The following is a 21,581-nucleotide window of genomic DNA, read 5'->3' as shown; positions in this document are numbered from 1 at the left end:
ACAGGTCAGCGAAGGAAAATGCGCCCACATCGGGCACGGGCGGACACAAAACTGACGGTTGAGTAAGTTCCGGGCCCGTAATCTCCACCAAATCCGACCGACTCACTTACCGGGCGACGCCCCAGTCGATCTTGGGGCGGCGCCCGGACGGAGCGTCCTCTGCTCCCTCAGCGCCCAGCGCCCCGAATCTGTCACCCCCGCCGCGCGCTCAGCGCCGGTGCAGCCGGTCCCCGCCCGCCAGGATCGCGCCCGCCAGGGCGTCGGCCGCCGACTCGGCCGCCGTCCGCCGCGGCCCGTGCATCAGGACGAAGTCGACCCGGCCCAGCTCAGGCAGACCCGCCCGCTCGGGCACCCGCACCAGACCCGGTGGGATCAGGCCACGGGAGTGCGCCATCACCCCGAGCCCGGCCCGGGTCGCGGCGATCAGGCCGTTGAGGCTGCCGCTCGTGCAGACGATCCGCCACTGCCGTCCCTGCCGCTCCAGGGCCTCCAGTGCCAGCGCACGGCTGATCCCGGGCGGCGGGTACACGATCAGCGGCACCGGCCGCTCCGGATCCAGCCGCAGCCGCTCCGCGCCGATCCACACCAGCCGGTCGTGCCAGACGGGCTCGCCCCGCGGGCCCTCCGGCCGCCGCTTGGCCAGCACCAGGTCCAGCTTCCCCGCGGCCAGCTGCTCGTGCAGCGTGCCGGAGAGTTCGACCGTCAGCTCGAGATCGACCTCGGGGTGCTCGTAGCGGAAGCCCTCCAGGATCTCCGGCAGCCGGGTCAGGACGAAGTCCTCGGACGCGCCGAAGCGCAGCCGCCCGCGCAGCCGGGTCCCGGTGAAGAACGCCGTCGCCTGCTCGTGGACCGCGAGGATGCGCCGCGCGAAGCCGAGCATCGCCTCGCCGTCCTCGGTCAGCTCCACCGAGTGCGTGTCCCGGGTGAACAGCGGACGCCCCGTCGCGTCCTCCAGCCGCCGGACGTGCTGGCTGACGGTCGACTGGCGCAGGCCGAGCCGGCGGGCCGCCCGCGTGAAACTGAGCGTCTGGGCCACGGCCAGGAAGGTGCGCAGCTGGGAGGGGTCGTACACACCGCCAGGGTAGCCCCGCTCATCGCGAAACGTGATGACACTCAGAGTGGTATGCCGGATTCCCGATCAAAGGACGGCGGAGGACGATGGAGAGGGCACGTCCGTGCCGGGAACCCGACGTACAGCGAAGCGACGAGCGAAGTAGTGGAGCACAGTGAAACGCCTGCACTGGCCGCGGTGGATGCCGATCGACCCGTACATCCTGATGCTGCTCGGGACGGTCGGCGTCGCCGCCCTGCTCCCGGCGCGCGGGACGGCCTCCGAGGTGGCCTCGGGCGCCTCCACGGCCGCCATCGCCTTCCTGTTCTTCCTGTACGGCGCCCGGCTGTCCACCCGTGAGGCCCTCGACGGACTCAGGCACTGGCGGCTCCACGTCACCGTCCTCGCCTGCACCTTCGTGATCTTCCCGCTGCTGGGCCTCGCGGCCCGCGGACTCGTCCCGGTGATCCTGACCGACCCGCTCTACCAGGGGCTGCTCTTCCTCACCCTGGTCCCGTCCACCATCCAGTCCTCCATCGCCTTCACCTCGATGGCCCGCGGCAACGTCCCGGCGGCGATCTGCGCGGGCTCCTTCTCCTCGCTGGTGGGCATCGTCCTCACCCCGCTCCTCGCGGCCGCCGTGCTCGGCGGCGACGGCGGCGGCTTCTCCGCCGACTCGGTGGTGAAGATCGTGCTGCAGCTGCTCGTGCCGTTCGTCGCCGGGCAGCTGCTGCGCCGCTGGATCGGCGGTTTCGTCGCCCGGCACCGCAAGGTCCTCGGGCTCGTCGACCGCGGCTCGATCCTGCTCGTCGTCTACACCGCGTTCAGCGCGGGCATGGTCCAGGGCATCTGGCACCAGGTCAGCCCCGTCCGGCTGGCCGGCCTGCTCGCCGTCGAGGCCGTGCTGCTGGCCGTGATGCTCACCCTGACCTGGTACGGCGCCAAGGCGCTGGGGTTCGGCCGCGCGGACCGTATCGCCATCCAGTTCGCCGGCTCCAAGAAGTCCCTGGCCTCCGGGCTGCCCATGGCCAGCGTCCTGTTCGGCGCGCACGCCTCCCTGGCCGTGCTGCCGCTGATGCTCTTCCACCAGATGCAGCTGATGGTGTGCGCGGTCATCGCCAAACGGCGCTCCCACGACCCCGAGGCCGACGACGACGACGGCGACGGCGACGGCCCGGTCAGCGGGCGGGGGTCAGCCGCAGCGTCACGAACCGCGGTCGGTACCGGGACACGTCACGGCTGAGCTGGGCCGCGGCGTCGGCCGGCTCCAGCCAGTTGACGTCGTAGCTCAGCACGAGGCGTTCGCCGCCGCCCAGCTCGGGATGGACCTGCGGGTTGTACGCCGCGAGGCCCTCGCCGCGCGGCAGTGCCGGGGCGAAGGGGCGGCCGGGACCGTGCCAGGGGCCGGCGGGTGAGCACGCCCAGTACGACGTCACCGTCCTCAGCCCCGCCGTGCCCGCCGCCATCGTGAACAGCACGTACGTCCCGTCCACCCGGGCCACCGAGAACGCGCTGCCCACCCCGGTGCGCCGTCCGTCCCCCAGCACCGGCCGGGGCCGCGCGGCCGGCCCGCCCCACCCCGAGCCGTCCCAGTACCGCCAGGCGTCCGGCTCGCCCAGCCGGCCCGCCGGCACCCGCGCGAGATACGCCCGGGAGACCGGGCGGGCGGCGGCCCGGCCGTCGTCGCCCCCGAAGACGTACGTCCAGCCGTCCTCCTCGACCAGCGTCGTGCCGTACAGCACCCGCCGGGACGGGTCCGGCACCCGCTGCTGGTCGGCGACCCGCACGGCCGACTCCACCCGCAGGTCCGGCAGGGAGAGCGTGGCGACCTCGGTGGCGACCGGCACCCCGTAGATCCAGGGCGACGGCCCGGCCGCGCGGACCCACAGCAGCACCCGCAGGACCCGCTCCGGCGCGCCGGGGGAGCGGGGTTCGATGCGGGCCGCGACCGGCCAGCGCCACTGGCCCGGCGCCGGGTCGGGGAAGAGCGGCGCGGGCAGCGTGCGCTCCAGGCGGCCGTCGCGCATCACGACCGCGGAGTTGCGCACCAGCGGAGCGGCGCCCTCCCGCCAGGCGGCGGACTCGCCGAACGGGTTGGGCGGCGGGTGCACCCGGCCGAGATAGGTGTCCGAGAACAGCCACAGCAGACGGCCGTCCGGCAGCCGCACCGAGTGGGTGCCGTCGCCGCCGGTCCAGTCGTCGGTACGGGCGGGGTCGTCGCCGTAGCGGGCGAACTCGGCCGTCAGGGCGCGCTCCGCCGACCAGGATCCGACCGCGCGCGGCCCGCACGCGGCGCCGCCCTCCCGTTCGCCGTCGTCCGGGAGGGCGGTGAGCAGCACGGCCCCGAGCACCAGGGCCAGCAGGAGACCGAGGCCGGTTCCCGCGCGCCGCCGTGCTCGGATGTCGTCGGGCACCCTCGGGACGGTAGTGGCCGGGGGCGCCCCGGTCCATGGGCGGTGGAGCGAACAGTGGGGCCCCGGGGACGGCGCAGGGGGCGCTCCCCGCCGGCCGGGGCCCCTCCGCCGTGTCGCGGGGGCCGGTCAGCCTCGGGCGGCCGCGGTCCGCAGGGCGAGCCGGTGGTCCCCCGCGTACACGTTCATCGAGCTGCCCCGCAGGAAGCCCACCAGGGTCAGCCCGGTCTCCGCGGCCAGGTCGACCGCGAGGGACGAGGGCGCGGAGACCGCCGCGAGGACGGGGATGCCCGCCATCACGGCCTTCTGCGCCAGCTCGAAGCTGGCCCGCCCGGACACCAGCAGGATCGCCCGGGACAGCGGCAGGTCCCCGTTCTGCAGGGCCCGGCCGACGAGTTTGTCGACCGCGTTGTGCCGGCCCACGTCCTCGCGGATGTCGAGCAGTTCGCCCTCCTCGGAGAAGAGGGCGGCCGCGTGCAGGCCCCCGGTCCGGTCGAAGACCCGCTGGGCCGCGCGGAGCCGGTCGGGGAGGCTCGCGAGCAGGTCGGGGTCGACCCGGACCGGGGGAGTGTCGTCGATCGGCCAGCGGGCCGTCGTCCGCACCGCGTCCAGGCTCGCCTTGCCGCACAGCCCGCAGGACGAGGTGGTGTAGACGTTCCGTTCGAGGGTGATGTCGGGGACGGTCACGCCCGGCGCGGTCTTCACGTCCACCACGTTGTACGTGTTGGACCCGTCGGCGGTCGCGCCCGCGCAGTAGACGATGTTCTGCAGGTCCGCCTGCTCGGCGAGGACGCCCTCGCTCACCAGGAACCCGGCGGCGAGCGCGAAGTCGTCGCCCGGGGTGCGCATGGTGATGGCGAGCGGTTTGCCGTTCAGCCGGATCTCCAGGGGTTCCTCCGCGACGAGGGTGTCCGGCCGGGTGGAGACCGCCCCGTCCCTGATCCGGATCACCTTGCGTCGTTCCGTGACTCGTCCCATGTCTCGATCAGTCCCGTCAGTCCCGGTTCTGGACGTGCTGGTAGCCGAAGCGGCCCTTGATGCACAGATTGCCGTGGGTCACCGGGTTGTCGTGCGGCGAGGTGACCTTCACGATCTCATTGTCCTGCACATGGAGCGTGAGGTTGCAGCCCACACCGCAGTACGCGCACACGGTGGTCGTCTCGGTCTGAGCCGACTCGTCCCAGGTACCCGCCGCACGCATGTCGAACTCCGACTTGAACGACAGGGCTCCCGTCGGGCACACCTCGATGCAGTTGCCGCAGTACACGCACGCCGAGTCGGTGAGCGGGGCGTCGTGCTCGACGGCGATCCGCGCGTCGAAGCCGCGTCCGGCGACGGAGATCGCGAAGGTGTTCTGCCACTGGTCGCCGCAGGCGTCCACGCACTTGTAGCAGAGGATGCATTTGTCGTAGTCGCGCACATAGAGGTCGTTGTCGACCTTCGGCTCCTCGTCGAGACGGGCGGCGTCCGGGCCGAACCGGTCCGGTTTCGCCTCGTACTCCTTGAGCCATCCGGCGACGCGGGGCGTGGTCGACAGGTCCACGGACGAGGCGAGCAGCTCCAGGACGACCTTGCGGCTGTGCCGGGCGCGTTCGGTGCCGGTGCGCACCTCCATGCCCGCCTCGGCCCTGCGGGAGCAGGCGGGCACCAGGGTCCTGGACCCCTCGACCTCCACGACGCACACCCGGCAGGCGTTCTTGGGCCGCAGCGTGTCGCCCTCGCACAGGGTGGGGACGTCCTTCCCGGCGGCCCGGCAGGCGTCGAGGATCGTCGAGCCCTCCGGGACCCGGGTCTCCTGCCCGTCGAGGGTGAACTCCACCAGCCGGCGCGGCACTCCCAGCGGTATCGCGGTCATGCGTAGGCCCCCAGTCGGTCGATCGCGGATTCCACGGCGTTCCACGCGGTCTGCCCGAGACCGCAGATGGAGGCGTCCCGCATGGCGCGGCCGACCTCCCGGAGCAGGGCGATGTCGTCGGCGGCCGCCGCGCCCGTGCGCTCGGCGATCCGGTGCAGCGCCTCCTCCTGCCGTACCGTGCCGACCCGGCACGGCACGCACTGCCCGCACGACTCGTCGCGGAAGAACTCGGCGATGCGGAGCAGCAGCCGGGGCAGCGGCACGGAGCCGTCGAAGGCCATGACCACCCCCGAGCCGAGGGTGGTGCCGGCCGCGCGGGTCCCCTCGAACGTGAGCGGAATGTCCCTCTCGTCGGGCCGGACGAAGCCGCCCGCCGCGCCGCCCAGCAGCACCGCCCGCAGCCCGTCCCGGACGCCCGCCAGATCCAGCAGCTCGCCGAGGGTCGCGCCGAAGGGGAGTTCGTAGACGCCGGGGCGGTCCACGCTGCCGGACACGCAGTACAGCTTGGGGCCGGTGGACCGCGCCGTGCCGACGGCCGCGTACGCCGGGGCCCCCATGGTCAGGATCGGCAGGACGTTGACCAGCGTCTCGACGTTGTTCTCCACCGTCGGCTTGCCGAACAGCCCCTTCTCCACCGGGAACGGCGGCTTGGAGCGCGGCTCGCCCCGGTAGCCCTCGATGGAGTTGAACAGGGCGGTCTCCTCGCCGCAGATGTAGGCGCCCGCGCCCCGGCGGATCTCGATGTCGAAGGCGTACCCCTGACCGAGGACGTCGTCCCCGAGGAAGCCGCGCGCCCGGGCCTGGGTGATCGCGTGCTCCAGGCGGCGCAGGGCGCGCGGGTACTCGCCGCGCAGATACAGGTAGCCCCGGTGGGCGCCCGTCGCGTACCCGGCGATCGTCATGGCCTCGACCAGCGCGTACGGGTCGCCCTCCATGAGCACCCGGTCCTTGAAGGTGCCCGGCTCGGATTCGTCGGCGTTGCAGACGAGGTAGTGCGGATGGTCCGGCTGCGACGCCGTGGCCTGCCACTTGCGGCCGGTGGGGAAGGCGGCGCCGCCGCGCCCGACCAGGCCCGAGTCGGTGACCTCCCGGATCACCCCGGCGGGACCGAGTTCGAAGGCCCGGCGCAGCGCGGTGTACCCGCCGTGGGCCCGGTAGTCGTCCAGCGAGGCCGGGTCGACGACGCCGACGCGCCGCAGCAGCGTCAGCGCCGGGTCCCCGGCCTGCGGCACCGCCATCACCGCGGGCGGCTCCCCGGGCGCGGAGTCCGGCGCGCTCGCGGCGAGCACGGCCTCCTCCACGGTCGCCGGTGCCGACACCGCCGTACGCACCGGGTCGCCGGCCTTCACCGCGAGGGCGGCGGGGGCTCGTTCGCACAGGCCGAGGCAGGGGCTCCGCTGCACGCTCACGCCGCTGCCCGGCCCGAGACGCGCCTCGATCCCGGCGCACAGCTCGCTCGCGCCGGCCGCCGCGCACGCCAGGTCCGTGCACACGTGCAGCACGGTCGCGGGGCGTGGCCGCACCGAGAACAGGGCGTAGAAGGTGGCGACGCCGTACGCCTCCGCCGGCGGCACCGTCAGCCGCCGGCACAGGTAGTCGAGGGCGCCCTCGCTGATCCAGCCGATCCGGTCGTTGAGGGCGTGCAGCCCCGGTAGCAGCAGGTCGCGGCGGTCCCGGGCGGCCCGGCCGCCGCGCGCCCACCTCAGGTCGGCGGCCCGCGTCTCGTCGCGGGCGGCGCCCTCCCACGAGGACTCCGGGGGTCCGAGCAGGGCGTCGACGGCCGCCCATTCGTCGTCCGTCGGTTTGCTGTCGCCGAAGTGCAGGTCCACTTGCGTCACCTCACGATGGTCGCGACGGGGAGCTTGTCGATCCGGATCGCCGACGCCTTGAACTCCGCCGTCCCCGCGATCGGGCAGTTCGCCTCGATCGTCAGCTGGTTGGTGTCCACCTCGTCGGGGAAGTGCATGGTCATGAAGGCCAGGCCGGGCCGCAGCGCGGTGTCCACCCACACCGGCGCGACGACGCTGCCGCGCCGCGACGTCACCTGGACCTTCTCGCCGACGACGACCCCGTACCGCTCGGCGTCCTCGGGGCTGATCTCCACGAACTCGCCGCGCCGCAGCGGGGAGGCGAAACTGCCGCTCTGCACACCGGTGTTGTAGGAGTCGAGCCGGCGCCCAGTGGTGAGCCGGATCGGGTACCGCTCGTCGGTGAGATCGACCGGCGGATCGTGCTGGACGATCCCGAACGGCGCCGCCATCCCGCGCCTCGCCGGGTCGGCCTCCCACAACCGGGCGTGCAGATAGCCCGGTTCGAGCCCGTCGGTGCTGGGGCAGGGCCACTGGATGCCCTGGTGCTCCTCCAGCCGCCGGTACGTCATCCCGTGGTGGTCCGGCGACACCGACCGCAGCTCGTTCCACACGGCCTCGGCGTCGGCGTACTTCCAGTCGTGGCCGAGCCGGGCCGCGAGGTCGCAGATGATGTCGATGTCCTCGCGGGCCTCACCGGGCGGGGTGACGGCCCGGCGCACCCGCTGGACCCGGCGCTCGCTGTTGGTGGTGGTGCCCTCGGTCTCGGCCCACCCGGCGGTGGCGGGGAGGACGACGTCCGCCAGCTCGGCCGTCCTCGTCAGGAAGATGTCCTGGACGACGAGGAAGTCCAGCTGCCCGAGCCGCCGTACGGCCTGCTCGCTGTCGGCCTCGGACTGGGCGGGGTTCTCGCCGATGCAGTAGACGGCCCGCAGGTCGCCGTCCTCCATCGCCTCGAACATCTCGGTGAGGTTCAGGCCGTAGTGGGGCTGGATCACCGTGTCCCAGGCGGACTCGAACTTCACACGGGTGCCCGGGTCGAGGATGTCCTGGAAGCCGGGGAGCCGGTTCGGGATGGCGCCCATGTCGCCGCCGCCCTGGACGTTGTTCTGCCCGCGCAGCGGCTGGAGCCCGCTGCCGTAGCGGCCGACGTGGCCCGTCAGCAGGGAGAGGTTGATCAGGGCGCGGACGTTGTCGGTGCCGTTGTGGTGCTCGGTGATGCCGAGGGTCCAGCACAGCTGGGCGCGTTCGGCGCGGGCGTAGGCGTGCGCGACCTGCCGGATGGCGGCGGCCGGTACGCCCGTCACCTTCTCGGCGAGGGAGAGCGTCCACGGTTCGACGAGTGCCTTGTACTCCTCGAAGCCGGTCGTCGCCCGCTCGATGAACGCCTCGTTGGCGAGGCCCGCGTGGATGATCTCGCGGCCGATCGCGTGGGCCATCGGGATGTCGGTGCCGACGTTCAGGCCGAGCCAGCTCTCCGCCCACTCGGCGGTGGAGGTGCGGCGCGGGTCGAGCGCGTACATCCGGGCGCCGTTGCGGATGCCCTTCAGCACGTGCTGGAAGAAGATCGGGTGCGCGAAACGGGCGTTGGAGCCCCACATCACGATGACGTCGGTGTGCTCGATCTCCTCGTAGGAGGAGGTGCCGCCGCCCGATCCGAAGGCCGCCGACAGGCCCGCCACGCTGGGCGCGTGGCAGGTGCGGTTGCAGGAGTCGACGTTGTTGGTGCCCATCACGACCCGGGCGAACTTCTGCGCCACGTAGTTCATCTCGTTCGTGGCGCGGGCGCAGGAGAACATGCCGAACGCGCCCCGGTTGCGCTCGAGGCCCCGGGCCGCCCGGTCGAGGGCCTCGTCCCAGGTCGCCCGCCGGAACGGCTCGTCCCGGGAATCGCGCACCAGGGGGTGGGTCAGCCGGGTGTAGTTCCTGCGTCCACAGTCCTTGCGTCGTTCCTTCATGCGGCGCTCCTCAGCGCGAGCAGGTCCGAGATGGCGTGCACGGTGCGCAGGGTGGGCACCTGGACGCCGGTGATCTCCGCCAGTTCGACGACAGCCGCGAGGAGGACGTCGAGTTCGAGCGGTTTGCCGCGCTCCAGGTCCTGGAGCGTGGAGGTGCGGTGGTCGCCGACCTTCTCGGCGCCCGCGAGCCGGCGTTCGATGGAGACGCCGACCTCGCAGCCCAGGGCCGTGGCGACGGCCAGGGTCTCGGTCATCATGATCTCGATGACCTTGCGGGTGCCGCCGTGCCGGCACATCTGCCGCATGGTCGCGCGGGCGAGCGCGCTGATCGGGTTGAAGGAGATGTTGCCGAGCAGCTTGAGCCAGATGTCGTTGCGCAGATCGGGTTCGACCGGGCACTTCAGGCCGCCGGCGACCATGGCCTCGCTGAAGGCGAGACAGCGCCGCGACACACTGCGGTCGGGCTCGCCGACGGAGAACCGGGTGCCTTCCAAGTGCCGTACGACGCCGGGTCCTTCGAGTTCGGTGGCGGCGTACACGACGCAGCCGACGGCCCGTTCGGGCGCGAGCACCGCACTGACCGCGCCGGCCGGGTCCACGCTCTCGAGGCGGTGCCCGTCGTGGGGGCCGCCGTGCCGGTGGAAGTACCACCAGGGGATGCCGTTCTGGGCGGCCACGACCGCCGTGCGCTCGTGGAGCAGCGGCTCGATCAGCGGCCCGCACGCCGCGTACGCGTTGGCCTTCAGGCCCAGGAAGACGTAGTCGACCGGGCCGACGTCGGCCGGGTCGTCGGTGGCGTGGGCGCGGGCGGTGAAGTCGCCGCGCGGGCTGAGGACCCGCACCCCGTGCTGCCTCATGGCCGCGAGGTGCGGTCCACGGGCGATCAGGTGCACGTCGGCACCCGCGCGGTGCAGCGCGGCTCCGACGTAGGCGCCGATGGCACCGGCGCCGAGGACTGCAACTTTCACTTCGGAACGCTCCGTTCGGTCGAGGGAGTACCGCGGAGGTGGCTGCGCTGGAGAAGCGGGAGAGAGTACGCGTCACGACTCGTCGACTGAATATTGTCTACAGTATGGATAAGGGGTCAGCAAGAGTGCGCGCACGCCCTTCCCCGCCGAGGGCCGTCGGGCGGGTGACCGTTCGTCGCGCCCCGGATACCGTTCACCGCAGACGGTCGACCCGTTCACTTCTCAACGACCCCGTCGCTGCCTACGGTTCGGGATCATGAGTCCCCCCATGGCACCCGCGGGATGGAGCCGCTGGCTGGTTCCCCCCGCCGCGCTCTCGGTCCATCTGTCCATCGGTCAGGCCTACGCCTGGAGCGTGTTCAAACCCCCGCTGGAGTCGGCCCTCGGCCTCAGCGGCACCCAGAGCGCGCTGCCCTTCCAGCTCGGCATCGTCATGCTCGGCCTGTCCGCCGCGTTCGGCGGCACGCTGGTGGAGCGCAAGGGGCCCCGCTGGGCGATGACGGTCGCCCTGGTCTGCTTCTCCTCGGGCTTCCTGCTCGCCGCGCTCGGCGCGGCGGTCGAGCAGTACTGGCTGATCGTCTTCGGCTACGGCTTCGTCGGCGGGATCGGTCTCGGCATCGGTTACATCTCGCCGGTGTCCACGCTGATCAAATGGTTCCCCGACCGCCCCGGCATGGCCACCGGCATCGCCATCATGGGCTTCGGCGGCGGCGCCCTCATCGCCTCCCCGTGGTCGGCGCAGATGCTGGAGTCCTTCGGCGCCGACAGCTCCGGGATCGCGCTGGCGTTCCTGGTGCACGGCCTGACGTACGCCGTCTTCATGCTGCTCGGCGTCCTGCTGGTGCGGGTGCCGCGCCCCGTGAAGCCCTCCGGTGACGGGCCCGGCGCCGTCCTCGACGGGCCGCAGGTCTCCGCCCGCAGCGCCGTGCGCACCCCGCAGTTCTGGTGCCTGTGGATCGTGCTCTGCATGAACGTCACCGCCGGCATCGGCATCCTGGAGAAGGCCGCGCCGATGATCACGGACTTCTTCGCGGACTCCTCCACCCCGGTGTCGGTGTCGGCCGCGGCCGGCTTCGTCGCCCTGCTGTCCGCCGCGAACATGGCGGGCCGCATCGGCTGGTCGTCCACCTCGGACCTGATCGGGCGGAAGAACATCTATCGCGTCTACCTCGGGGCCGGCGCCCTGATGTACGCCCTGATCGCGCTGGCGGGCGACTCCTCCAAGCCGCTGTTCGTCCTGTGCGCGCTGGTCATCCTCTCCTTCTACGGCGGCGGCTTCGCCACCGTCCCCGCCTATCTGAAGGACCTCTTCGGCACCTACCAGGTCGGCGCCATCCACGGGCGGCTCCTCACCGCCTGGTCCACGGCCGGCGTCCTCGGACCCCTGATCGTGAACTGGATCGCCGACCGGCAGGAAGAGGCGGGCAAGGACGGCTCGTCCCTCTACACCCTGTCCCTGTTCATCATGATCGGACTGCTCGCCGTCGGGTTCGTCGCCAACGAACTCGTGCGGCCGGTCCACCCCCGCCACCACGAACCGGCCACGCGGCCCAAGGAGAAGGAGGCCAGCGATGTCCAGTGACGGCAGCCCGCCCGCCCGGCGCCCACTGATCGCCTTCGCCTGGGTGTGGGTGGGCGCACCGCTCGCGTACGGGCTCTACGAACTCGTCCGCAAGGCGACGCAGCTGTTCACCGGGTAGGCGCCGGGCGGGTGACCGGACGTCCGGGGAAGGTCCGGGAGTCTGCAAGAAGCCGACAACATGGCCGTCCGTTTCCTGTGGCATCACGTGCCGTCGTACCGGTGGGTCACTGATCAGACTGGTGCATCCCGTACCCGAGGTTCGAGGGGATCACCACTGATGAACGGCTCGCGCATCGCCGCCGTCGGCCACTACCAGCCCGCCCGGGTCCTCACCAACGAGGACCTGGCGGGCATGGTCGACACCAGTGACGAGTGGATCACGTCCCGGGTCGGCATCCGCACGCGCCACATCGCCGGGCCCGACGAGCCGGTCGACGAACTCGCCGCGCACGCCGCCGCCAAGGCGCTCGCGTCGGCCGGTCTCGCGCCCGGCGACATCGACCTCGTCCTGGTCGCCACCTCCACCGCCGTCGACCGGTCGCCGAACATGGCCGCGCGGGTGGCGGCCCGGCTCGGCATCCCCTCACCGGCCGCCATGGACATCAACGTGGTCTGCGCCGGCTTCACCCACGCGCTGGCCACGGCCGACCACGCGGTGCGGGCGGGCGCCTCCGCGCGCGCCCTGGTCATCGGAGCCGACAAGATGTCCGACGTCACCGACTGGACCGACCGGACGACCTGCGTGCTGGTCGGGGACGGGGCGGGCGCCGCCGTCGTGGAGGCGTCCGCCGAGCCGGGGATCGGCCCGGTGCTGTGGGGCTCGGTGCCCGAGATGGGGCACGCGGTGCGCATCGAGGGCCAGCCCGCCCGCTTCGCCCAGGAGGGTCAGAGCGTCTACCGCTGGGCGACGACCCGGCTGCCGGCCATCGCCCGCGGCGCCTGCGAGCGCGCGGGATACGCCCCCGAGGACCTCGCCGGTGTCGTCCTGCATCAGGCCAACCTGCGCATCATCGAACCCCTCGCCGAGAAGCTGGGGGCGGTCAACGCGGTGGTCGCGCGCGATGTCACCGAGTCCGGCAACACCTCGGCGGCGAGCATCCCCCTCGCGTTCTCCAAGCTGGTGGAGCAGGGCCGCGTCTGCAGTGGCGACCCGGTGCTGCTCTTCGGCTTCGGCGGCAACCTGTCGTACGCGGGACAGGTCGTCCGCTGCCCCTGACGGTGGCGGTCGCGGGCGCCGGCGGTGGCGGGATGTGGCCGACTCCTCGGCTCTCCCGCGCCGGTGCGCCGTAGACTGTAGACGAAAGACAATCGATACGGGGTCGCGGTGACGGCCGGCCACGGGGGCGCAGTCGCCCGCTGTGCACCCAGGAGGGGAACCGATGTTGTCGACAGGACTGCCGCAGGGTGCGGTGCCCAAGCTCGAACGGCCCGGCCCGCTGCGCGACCGCGTCTACGAGGCGCTGCTCGAACTCATCACCACCCGTGCCCTCCAGCCGGGCCAGCACCTGGTCGAGAGCGAACTGGCGGGCCACCTCGGCGTGTCACGGCAGCCGGTGCGCGAGGCGCTCCAGCGGCTGAACACCGAGGGGTGGGTCGATCTGCGGCCCGCCCAGGGCGCGTTCGTGCACGAGCCGACCGAGGAGGAGGCGGACCAGCTCCTCACCGTCCGCACGCTCCTGGAGGCCGAGGCCGCCCGGCTGGCCGCGGCCCACGCGGACAGCGCCGGCATCGCCGCGCTGGAGGAGCTGTGCGCCCAGGGCGAGCAGGCCGTCGCCGCCGACGAGGTGGACGCCGCCGTCGCGCTCAACGCCCGCTTCCACACGAAGGTCATGGAGCTCGCCGGGAACACCGTCCTCGCCGAACTCGCCGCCCAGGTCGATCGCCGCGTCCGCTGGTACTACACGCCGATCGCCCGGCAGCGCGGCCACCAGTCGTGGATCGAGCACCGCGGGCTGATCGCCGCCATCACCGACCGGGACGAGGCCCGCGCGACCCAGCTGATGCGGGAGCACACCGAGCACACCCGGCGGTCCTACCACCAGCGGGCCCAGTAACCCGGCCCCGGCGGCGGGAAGCACGCGCCCACGGACCCCCGTGACGGCCCCTCGGGCGTCACGGGGGTCCGTCTTTGTCCTGTGAGTGGAGAAAGTTGGCGGCAATCTCTGCGCAAGTTCTTCCCAGTCCCGGCGGCCACTGCTACGTTCCCCTCGAAAGCAAGGCCACCGCGGTGGCCGGATTCCGGCACTCAGGCCGATCGAGGCGGGGAGGGGCACGTGAGACGTATGACGGCGCGACCCGCCAACGCCCACCAGGCCCGGCTGCTGAAGCTGTTGCGTGACGGGGGGCCCAGCTCCCGGGCCCAGCTCGGCGACCAGATCGACCTCTCGCGGTCCAAGCTGGCCGTCGAGGTGGACCGCCTGCTGGAGACGGACCTCGTCGTGGCCGACGGACTCGCCGCCTCGCGCGGCGGCCGGCGCTCCCACAACATCCGGCTCAACCCCGGTCTGCGTTTCCTCGGCGTCGACATCGGCGCGACCTCGGTCGACGTCGCCGTCACCAACGCCGAACTGGAAATCCTCGGGCACCTCAACCAGCCCATGGACGTCCGCGAGGGCCCGGTCGCGGTCTTCGAGCAAGTCCTGTCCATGGCCGCCAAGTTGAGGGCGTCCGGGCTCGCCGAGGGGTTCGACGGCGCCGGCATCGGCGTCCCCGGACCCGTCCGCTTCCCCGAGGGCGTCCCCGTGGCGCCGCCGATCATGCCGGGCTGGGACGGCTTCCCCGTGCGGGAGGCGCTCAGCCAGGAACTCGGCTGCCCCGTCATGGTCGACAACGACGTGAACCTCATGGCGATGGGGGAGCAGCACGCGGGCGTCGCCCGCTCCGTGGGCGACTTCCTCTGCGTCAAGATCGGCACCGGCATCGGCTGCGGCATCGTCGCGGGCGGTGACGTCCACCGCGGTGTCACCGGCAGCGCGGGCGACATCGGGCACATCCAGGCCGTCCCCGACGGACGCCCGTGCGCCTGCGGCAACCGGGGCTGCCTCGAAGCGCACTTCAGCGGGGCGGCCCTCGCCCGGGACGCCGTCGAGGCGGCCGAGCAGGGGCTGTCGGAGGAACTCGCCTCCCGCCTGACGGCGAACGGCACCCTCAGCGCCGTCGACGTGGCCGCCGCCGCTGCCGCCGGTGACGCCACCGCGCTCGACCTGATCCGCGAGGGCGGCAACCGGGTCGGGCAGGTCATCGCCGGACTCGTCAGCTTCTTCAACCCCGGCCTGGTGGTGATCGGCGGCGGGGTGACCGGTCTCGGCCACACCCTGCTCGCCGCCATCCGCACCCAGGTCTACCGCCAGTCGCTGCCCCTGGCGACCGGCAATCTCCCCATCGTCCTGGGTGAGTTGGGCCCCACCGCCGGTGTCATCGGCGCCGCCCGCCTCATCAGCGACCACCTGTTCTCACCCGCGTAGGCACCCGCCGGCCCCCGGGCCGGCCCCGGCACCACCCGCCCGGTCACCGCCGGGCGGCGGCTCCACCGCACGCCCCCGCACCGCCTCGCCGCACCAGAGCCGCTCCACCCCGTACCGATCCGCCCCGCCTTGCCCCGCCCTGCCCTGAATCCGGCCCGCATGCCCGCCAAGGGGACCTCATGGCACCAGAACCACCGCTGCTCAGCATGAACGGCATCACCAAGTCGTTCCCCGGAGTCCGCGCCCTCGACGGCGTCGACCTCGACGTCCAGGCCGGTGAAGTGCACTGCCTGCTCGGCCAGAACGGCGCCGGCAAGTCCACGCTCATCAAGGTCCTGGCCGGCGCCCACCAGCCCGACACCGGCATCATCCGCTGGCGCGGCGAGGAGGTCACCCTCCGCTCGCCGATCGCCGCGATGCGCCTCGGCATCGCCACCATCTACCAGGAACTCGACCTGGTGGAGCATCTGTCGGTCGCCGAGAACGTCCACCTCGGGCACGAGCCGACCACCGCCGGCTTCATCGTGCGCGGCCGGACCGCACGGGCCTCGACCGCACAGCTGCTCAAACGGCTCGGGCACCCCGAGATCGACCCCGGCCGGCTGGTCGGCGACCTCTCGGCCGCGCAGCAGCAGATCGTCTCCATGGCCCGCGCCCTCTCCCACGAGGTCCGCCTGATCGTGATGGACGAGCCGTCCGCCGCCCTCGACCCCGACGAGGTCGACAATCTCTTCCGGATCGTCGCCGACCTCACCGCCGAGGGCGTCGCCGTCGTCTACATCTCGCACCGCCTGGAGGAGATCCGCCGCATCGGCGACCGGGTCACCGTCCTGAAGGACGGCCGGGCCGTGGCCGGCGGACTCCCCGCGAAGACCACCCCGACCCGTGACGTCGTGGCGATGATGACGGGACGCAACGTCGAGTACGTCTTCCCCGGGCGGCCCGTGCGGGACGCGGCCGGCGGCGACCCGCTGCTGGAGGTCCGCGGCCTCGCCCGGGACGGCGAGTTCGAGCCCGTCGACCTGGCCGTGCGGCCGGGCGAGATCGTGGGGCTCGCCGGACTCGTCGGCTCGGGACGCTCCGAGATCCTGGAGACGATCTACGGCGCCCGGCGGCCCAGCGCGGGGGAGGTCCTCGTGGACGGGCGCCCGCTCAGGCCCGGCAGCGTCCGGGCCGCCGTACGGGCCGGACTCGGGCTCGCCCCCGAGGAACGCAAGGCGCAGGCCCTGCTGATGCTCGAGTCCGTCACCCGGAACGTCTCCGTGTCCTCCATGTCCCGCTTCGCACGCGGCGGCTGGATCGACCGGGCCGCCGAACGCGGCGCGGCGCGTGCCGCCACCCGCGAGCTGTCCCTGCGCCCCGACAACCCCTCGGTGCCGGTGCGCACCCTGTCCGGCGGCAACCAGCAGAAGGCCGTCCTGGCCCGCTGGCTGCTGCGCGGCTGCCGCGTCCTGCTGCTCGACGAACCCACCCGGGGCGTCGACGTCGGCGCCCGCGCCGAGCTGTACGCGGTCGTGCGGCGGCTGGCGGACGAAGGGCTCGGCGTGCTGCTGGTCTCCAGCGAAGTACCCGAGGTGCTGGGGCTCGCCGACCGTGTCCTGGTGCTGCGCGAGGGCCGTGTCGTGCACACGGCTCCCGCGTCCGAACTCGACGAACACCGCGTACTCGACCTCGTCATGGAAGGAAGCCCGGCGTCATGACGCAGCACGCCTCCCCGCCCCGGGACAGCACCGACAAGGTGCCCCCGTCCGGTGCGGCGCCCGCCTGGCGCGGCCTCATGGCCCACGCCGACGTGCGCACCCTGTCCCTGCTCGGCGTCCTCGCCGCGCTGATCGTCATCGGCGGCATCACCAAGCCGGACGAGTTCCTCGACACCCGCAACCTGCAACTTGTCCTCACCCAGGCGTCCGTGATCGGTGTCGTCACCGTCGGCATGACCTTCGTCATCATCTCCGGCGGCATCGACCTGTCCGTCGGCGCGATCGTCGCGCTGGCCTCGGTGTGGGCGACCACGGTCGCCACCCAGGAGTACGGGTTCGCCGGCATCCTGTTCACGGCGGTGATCGTCGGTGTGGGATGCGGACTGGTCAACGGGGTGCTGATCGCCTACGGCGCGATGGTGCCGTTCATCGCGACCCTCGCCATGCTGGCCTCCGCGCGCGGCCTGTCGCTGCAGATCACCGACGGCAAGACGCAGATCGTCACCATCCCCTCGGTGCTCGACCTCGGCGAGCGCGACGCGTACGTCCTCGGCGTCCCGCCGCTGGTCATCGTGTTCGCGGTCGTGACGGTCATCGGCTGGCTGGTGCTGAACCGCACCACCTTCGGGCGGCGCACGGTCGCCGTGGGCGGCAACCCGGAGGCGGCCCGGCTCGCCGGCATCGACGTCCGCCGCCAGCGGCTCTACCTCTACCTGCTGTCCGGCCTGTGCTGCGGCATCGCGGCGTTCCTGCTGATCATCCTGTCCGGCTCCGGTCAGAACACCAACGGCAACCTCTACGAACTCGACGCCATCGCCGCCGCGATCATCGGCGGCACGCTGCTCACCGGCGGCCGCGGCACCATCGTCGGCTCGGTGCTCGGCGTCCTGATCTTCACCACCATCACCAACATCTTCGCCCTGAACAACCTGCAGACCGACGTCCAGCAGATCGCCAAGGGCGCGATCATCGTCGCCGCCGTGCTGGTCCAGCGCCGTACCGCGAGCACCACCTGAGGAAAGGGTTCACCGCCATGCCAGAGTTCACCAGCCGCAGAGGGCTGCTGTTCGGAACCGCCGCCGTGGGCGCCGGAGCCCTCCTCGCCGGCTGCACGAGCAACGAGTCCAAGGACGAACCGGCCGCGAACGACCAGCCGGCCGCCGACGACAGGCCCGGCAAGCAGGTCACCATCGGCTTCGCCGGACCGCAGGCCGACCACGGCTGGCTCAACGCGATCAACGACAACGCCAAGAGCCGCGCCAAGAAGTACTCCGACGTGACGCTGGAGATCACCGAGGGCTCCAACGACACCGCCCAGCAGATCGGCCAGATCGAGACCCTCATCAACAAGAAGGTCGACGTCCTGGTGATCCTGCCCGCCGACGGCAAGGCGCTCACCCAGGTCGGCCTGAAGGCGATGCGCGCGGGCATCCCGGTCATCAACCTCGACCGGATCTTCAACACCCCGCAGGCGTACCGCTGCTGGATCGGCGGCGACAACTACGGGATGGGCCTCAACGCCGGTCACTACATCGGCGAGAAGCTCAAGGACAAGTCCGACGCCAAGGTCATCGAGCTGGCCGGACTGGACAACCTGGAGCTGACCAAGCAGCGCACCCAGGGGTTCGACGACGCCCTGAAGAACTACCCCAACATCAGGAAGGTGGCCCGTCAGGCCGCCGAGTTCACCGTCGAGTCCGGGCAGTCCAAGATGGCCCAGCTCCTGCAGGCGCAGTCGAAGTTCGACGCCCTGTGGAACCACGACGACGACCAGGGCGTGGGCGCCCTGCGCGCCATCGAGCAGGCGGGCCGCGACGACTTCCTCATGGTCGGCGGCGCCGGGGCCCTCTCCGCCTTCCAGGCCATCAAGAAGGACGACGGGGTCCTCAAGGCCACCGTCCTGTACCCGCCGACGATGGCCGCGTCCGCCATCGACCTGGCCCGTGCGCTGGGCCAGGGCAAGGGTGTCGGCGGTATGGCCGAGTTCGAGATCCCCGCCTCGATCACGCTCTACTCGGCCGTCGTCGACAAGGAGAACGTCGACCAGTACATGTCCACCGGCTTCAAGTGAGGCGCCCCCTGCCCGACGGGGACGGGGAGTCCGTCGGGCAGGGCCGGGGCGACCGGGGGAGGCACCGGCCGGCGCAACACGGCACCGGCCACCGCGCGGCGGCCCGCTCGAGCGCCGGCGGACCGGCCGCGCGGCGACGCCGGCCGGGCCCCCGGACCCGCGGGCGGCTCGGGCACGGCACCGCCGGGCCCCGGGACGCCCCCACCCCCCACCGCGGCACGACGACGAGGAGGACTATCGCATGGGACAGCCGCAGCAGCCCGGCCCGGCCGAGGCGGAGGCAGGGGCCACCGGGTCCGGCGCACCGCCCCTGCGCGTCGGCATGATCGGGTACGCCTTCATGGGCGCGGCCCACTCGCAGGGCTGGCGCACCGTGGGCCGGGTCTTCGACCTGCCCCGCACCCCGGTGCTCGCCGCGATCTGCGGCCGGGACGCCACCGCCGTCCGCGCGGCCGCCGGCCGGCACGGGTGGGCGACGGCGGAGACCGACTGGCGGGCCCTGATCGCCCGGGACGACATCGACCTCGTCGACATCTGCACCCCCGGCGACAGCCACGCCGAGATCGCGCTCGCGGCGCTGGCCGCCGGCAAGCACGTCCTGTGCGAGAAGCCCCTCGCGAACACCGTGGAGGAGGCCGAGGCGATGGCCGCGGCGGCCGAGCGGGCGCAGGCGAACGGCCAGATCGCGATGGTCGGCTTCAACTACCGCCGGCTGCCGGCCACCGCGCTGGCCCGCGGCATGGTCGCCGAGGGCCGGCTGGGCCGGCTGCGGCACGTACGGGTCACCTACCTCCAGGACTGGCTCGTGGACCCGCAGTTCCCGCTGACGTGGCGGCTGCGCCGGGAGTCGGCGGGCTCCGGCTCGCTCGGAGACCTCGGCGCGCACATCGTGGACCTCGCCCAGCACCTCGCGGGGGAGCGGCTGACCGGCGTGTCCGCGCTGACCGAGACCTTCGTGCGGGAACGCCCGCTGCCCGGCGGCGCGGTGAGCGGCCTGTCCGCCGTGGAGGCCGGCGAGACCACCGGCGCGGTCACCGTCGACGACGCCGCCCTGTTCACGGGCCGCTTCGCCTCCGGCGCGCTCGCCTCCTTCGAGGCCACCCGCTACGCCACCGGCCGCAAGAACTCCCTGCGCATCGAGCTGAACGGCGAGCACGGCTCGCTCGCGTTCGACCTGGAGCGGCTCAACGAGCTCTCGTACCACGACGGCCGCGAGCCGGCCACGCACGCCGGGTTCCGCCGCATCCTCGTCACCGAACCCGACCACCCCTACCTGGAGGCATGGTGGCCGCCGGGCCACGGCCTCGGCTACGAGCACTCCTTCGTGCACCAGGCCCGCGACCTGGTCCACGCCGTGGCCGAGGGCCGCCCGCCGCAGCCCTCGTTCGCCGACGGACTCCAGGTGCAGCGGGTCCTGGCGGCGGTCGAGGAGAGCGCCGAGAAGAACTCCGTCTTCACCCCGATCGCCGTCTGAGGAGGCCAACGAGAATGCCGCGCACGTTCACGCTGTTCACCGGCCAGTGGGCCGACCTGCCGCTGGAGGAGGTCTGCCGGCTCGCCCGCGACTTCGGCTACGACGGACTCGAACTCGCCTGCTGGGGCGACCACTTCGAGGTCGACAAGGCACTGAGCGACCCCGGGTACGTGGAGTCCCGGCACCAGCTCCTCGACAAGTACGGACTGAAGTGCTGGGCGATCTCCAACCACCTGGTGGGCCAGGCCGTCTGCGACGCCATCATCGACGAACGCCACCAGGCGATCCTGCCCGGTGACATCTGGGGCGACGGCGACCCGGAGGGGGTGCGCCGGCGGGCCGCGGAACGCATCAAGGACACCGCGCGCGCCGCCGCGGCCTTCGGGGTGGACACGGTGATCGGGTTCACGGGCTCCGCCATCTGGCACCTGGTCGCCATGTTCCCGCCCGCCCCCGAGGCGATGATCGAGCGCGGCTACGAGGACTTCGCCGAGCGCTGGAACCCGATCCTGGACGTCTTCGACGCCGAGGGCGTGCGCTTCGCCCACGAGGTCCACCCGAGCGAGATCGCCTACGACTACTGGACGACCGTACGCACCCTGGAGGCGGTCGACCACCGGCCCGCCTTCGGGCTGAACTTCGACCCGTCGCACTTCGTGTGGCAGGACCTCGACCCGGTCGGCTTCCTGTGGGACTTCCGTGACCGGATCTACCACGTCGACTGCAAGGAGGCCCGCAGGCGGCTCGACGGGCGCAACGGCCGCCTCGGCTCCCATCTGCCGTGGGGCGACCCGCGCCGCGGCTGGGACTTCGTGTCTGCCGGGCACGGGGACGTCCCCTGGGAGGACGTCTTCCGGATGCTGCGGTCCATCGACTACCAAGGGCCGGTCTCCGTGGAGTGGGAGGACGCCGGCATGGACCGGCTGCAGGGCGCCCCCGAGGCGCTGAGCCGCCTGAAGGCCTTCGACTTCGAGCCACCCAGCGCGTCGTTCGACGCCGCGTTCAACAGCTGAGCCAGAAGACCGGCCGCAGGTCGGGGACGGGGACCGGAGAAAGCGCCGATCCCCCCTCCGACCTGCGCGGATAAGGCTTTGTCCTCGGATGGGAAAAAGTTCAACGGAATCCGGTGCAAGGGGTGTTCGCCCCGCACGGACCCGGTTACCGTCCTTGAGGTGTTCAGGACACACCCACCTCCGGGGTGACGGCGCACCCCGGCGCCCGCACCGCACGTCTCCAGCA

The 21,581-nt window shown here is 72.5% G+C and carries 18 protein-coding genes; 11 read left to right on the top strand and 7 right to left on the bottom strand.

Features of this window, described 5'->3' with window-relative positions; all coding sequences use genetic code 11:
* Positions 1-208 precede the first annotated feature (208 nt).
* Entirely contained in the window at positions 209-1,072 is an 864-nt protein-coding gene (locus ABZ899_RS07235) for a LysR substrate-binding domain-containing protein (protein ID WP_361341973.1), read from the bottom strand.
* A gap of 154 nt (positions 1,073-1,226) precedes the next feature.
* On the opposite strand from ABZ899_RS07235, the gene ABZ899_RS07230 reads away from it, so the two are divergent.
* On the top strand, positions 1,227-2,294 hold the full coding sequence (locus ABZ899_RS07230; protein WP_361341970.1) for a bile acid:sodium symporter family protein: 1,068 nt from the start codon (positions 1,227-1,229) through the stop codon (positions 2,292-2,294).
* Here ABZ899_RS07230 and ABZ899_RS07225 read toward each other — a convergent pair.
* The 6 genes from ABZ899_RS07225 to ABZ899_RS07200 form a co-directional block, all read right to left on the bottom strand.
* Entirely contained in the window at positions 2,230-3,465 is a 1,236-nt protein-coding gene (locus ABZ899_RS07225; RefSeq protein WP_361341967.1) for a DUF4185 domain-containing protein, read from the bottom strand. The genes ABZ899_RS07230 and ABZ899_RS07225 overlap by 65 nt on opposite strands.
* Positions 3,466-3,591: 126 nt before the next feature.
* Entirely contained in the window at positions 3,592-4,440 is an 849-nt protein-coding gene (gene fdhD / locus ABZ899_RS07220) for a formate dehydrogenase accessory sulfurtransferase FdhD (protein ID WP_361341964.1), read from the bottom strand.
* A gap of 16 nt (positions 4,441-4,456) precedes the next feature.
* Complete coding sequence (locus ABZ899_RS07215) at positions 4,457-5,317, bottom strand: 2Fe-2S iron-sulfur cluster-binding protein (protein WP_361341961.1); 861 nt, start codon at positions 5,315-5,317, stop codon at positions 4,457-4,459.
* Positions 5,314-7,146 carry an NADH-ubiquinone oxidoreductase-F iron-sulfur binding region domain-containing protein gene (locus tag ABZ899_RS07210; protein WP_361342508.1) on the bottom strand — a complete coding sequence of 611 codons (1,833 nt, stop codon included), beginning with the start codon at positions 7,144-7,146 and terminating at the stop codon, positions 5,314-5,316. Before ABZ899_RS07210 ends, ABZ899_RS07215 begins: the two co-directional genes overlap by 4 nt.
* Before the next feature lie 5 nt (positions 7,147-7,151).
* Complete coding sequence (locus tag ABZ899_RS07205; RefSeq protein ID WP_361341958.1) at positions 7,152-9,083, bottom strand: molybdopterin-dependent oxidoreductase; 1,932 nt, start codon at positions 9,081-9,083, stop codon at positions 7,152-7,154.
* Positions 9,080-10,051, bottom strand: coding sequence for a 2-dehydropantoate 2-reductase (locus ABZ899_RS07200; protein WP_361341955.1), 972 nt, complete (start codon positions 10,049-10,051; stop codon positions 9,080-9,082). The genes ABZ899_RS07205 and ABZ899_RS07200 overlap by 4 nt, the downstream gene beginning before the upstream one ends.
* Before the next feature lie 256 nt (positions 10,052-10,307).
* On the opposite strand from ABZ899_RS07200, the gene ABZ899_RS07195 reads away from it, so the two are divergent.
* The 10 genes from ABZ899_RS07195 (at position 10,308) to ABZ899_RS07150 (ending at position 21,355) form a co-directional block, all read left to right on the top strand.
* A complete protein-coding gene (locus ABZ899_RS07195; protein WP_361341953.1) occupies positions 10,308-11,633 on the top strand; it encodes an OFA family MFS transporter in 1,326 nt (441 codons plus the stop codon).
* On the top strand, positions 11,623-11,751 hold the full coding sequence (locus tag ABZ899_RS07190) for a hypothetical protein (RefSeq protein WP_361341950.1): 129 nt from the start codon (positions 11,623-11,625) through the stop codon (positions 11,749-11,751). The genes ABZ899_RS07195 and ABZ899_RS07190 overlap by 11 nt, the downstream gene beginning before the upstream one ends.
* A 159-nt stretch (positions 11,752-11,910) precedes the next feature.
* Positions 11,911-12,849: a beta-ketoacyl-ACP synthase III gene (locus ABZ899_RS07185; RefSeq protein WP_361341947.1), complete on the top strand. Its 939-nt coding sequence runs from the start codon at positions 11,911-11,913 to the stop codon at positions 12,847-12,849.
* 163 nt (positions 12,850-13,012) lie between these two features.
* Positions 13,013-13,687, top strand: coding sequence for a GntR family transcriptional regulator (locus ABZ899_RS07180; protein WP_361341945.1), 675 nt, complete (start codon positions 13,013-13,015; stop codon positions 13,685-13,687).
* A gap of 228 nt (positions 13,688-13,915) precedes the next feature.
* Entirely contained in the window at positions 13,916-15,097 is a 1,182-nt protein-coding gene (locus ABZ899_RS07175; RefSeq protein WP_361341942.1) for an ROK family transcriptional regulator, read from the top strand.
* A 179-nt stretch (positions 15,098-15,276) separates the two neighbouring features.
* On the top strand, positions 15,277-16,797 hold the full coding sequence (locus ABZ899_RS07170; protein WP_361341940.1) for a sugar ABC transporter ATP-binding protein: 1,521 nt from the start codon (positions 15,277-15,279) through the stop codon (positions 16,795-16,797).
* On the top strand, positions 16,794-17,813 hold the full coding sequence (locus ABZ899_RS07165; RefSeq protein ID WP_361341937.1) for an ABC transporter permease: 1,020 nt from the start codon (positions 16,794-16,796) through the stop codon (positions 17,811-17,813). Before ABZ899_RS07170 ends, ABZ899_RS07165 begins: the two co-directional genes overlap by 4 nt.
* 17 nt (positions 17,814-17,830) lie before the next feature.
* Positions 17,831-18,868, top strand: coding sequence for a substrate-binding domain-containing protein (locus ABZ899_RS07160; RefSeq protein WP_361341934.1), 1,038 nt, complete (start codon positions 17,831-17,833; stop codon positions 18,866-18,868).
* 241 nt (positions 18,869-19,109) lie between these two features.
* Positions 19,110-20,342 (top strand): Gfo/Idh/MocA family oxidoreductase, encoded by a 1,233-nt coding sequence (locus ABZ899_RS07155; protein WP_361341931.1) that lies wholly within the window; start codon positions 19,110-19,112, stop codon positions 20,340-20,342.
* 14 nt (positions 20,343-20,356) lie between these two features.
* Entirely contained in the window at positions 20,357-21,355 is a 999-nt protein-coding gene (locus tag ABZ899_RS07150) for a sugar phosphate isomerase/epimerase family protein (protein ID WP_361341928.1), read from the top strand.
* Positions 21,356-21,581: the final 226 nt, after the last annotated feature.

Origin of the sequence: Streptomyces sp. NPDC046859, from assembly GCF_040645135.1 — a bacterium.
Lineage (GTDB): Bacteria > Actinomycetota > Actinomycetes > Streptomycetales > Streptomycetaceae > Streptomyces.
This window is presented reverse-complemented; position numbering and strand designations above follow the sequence as displayed.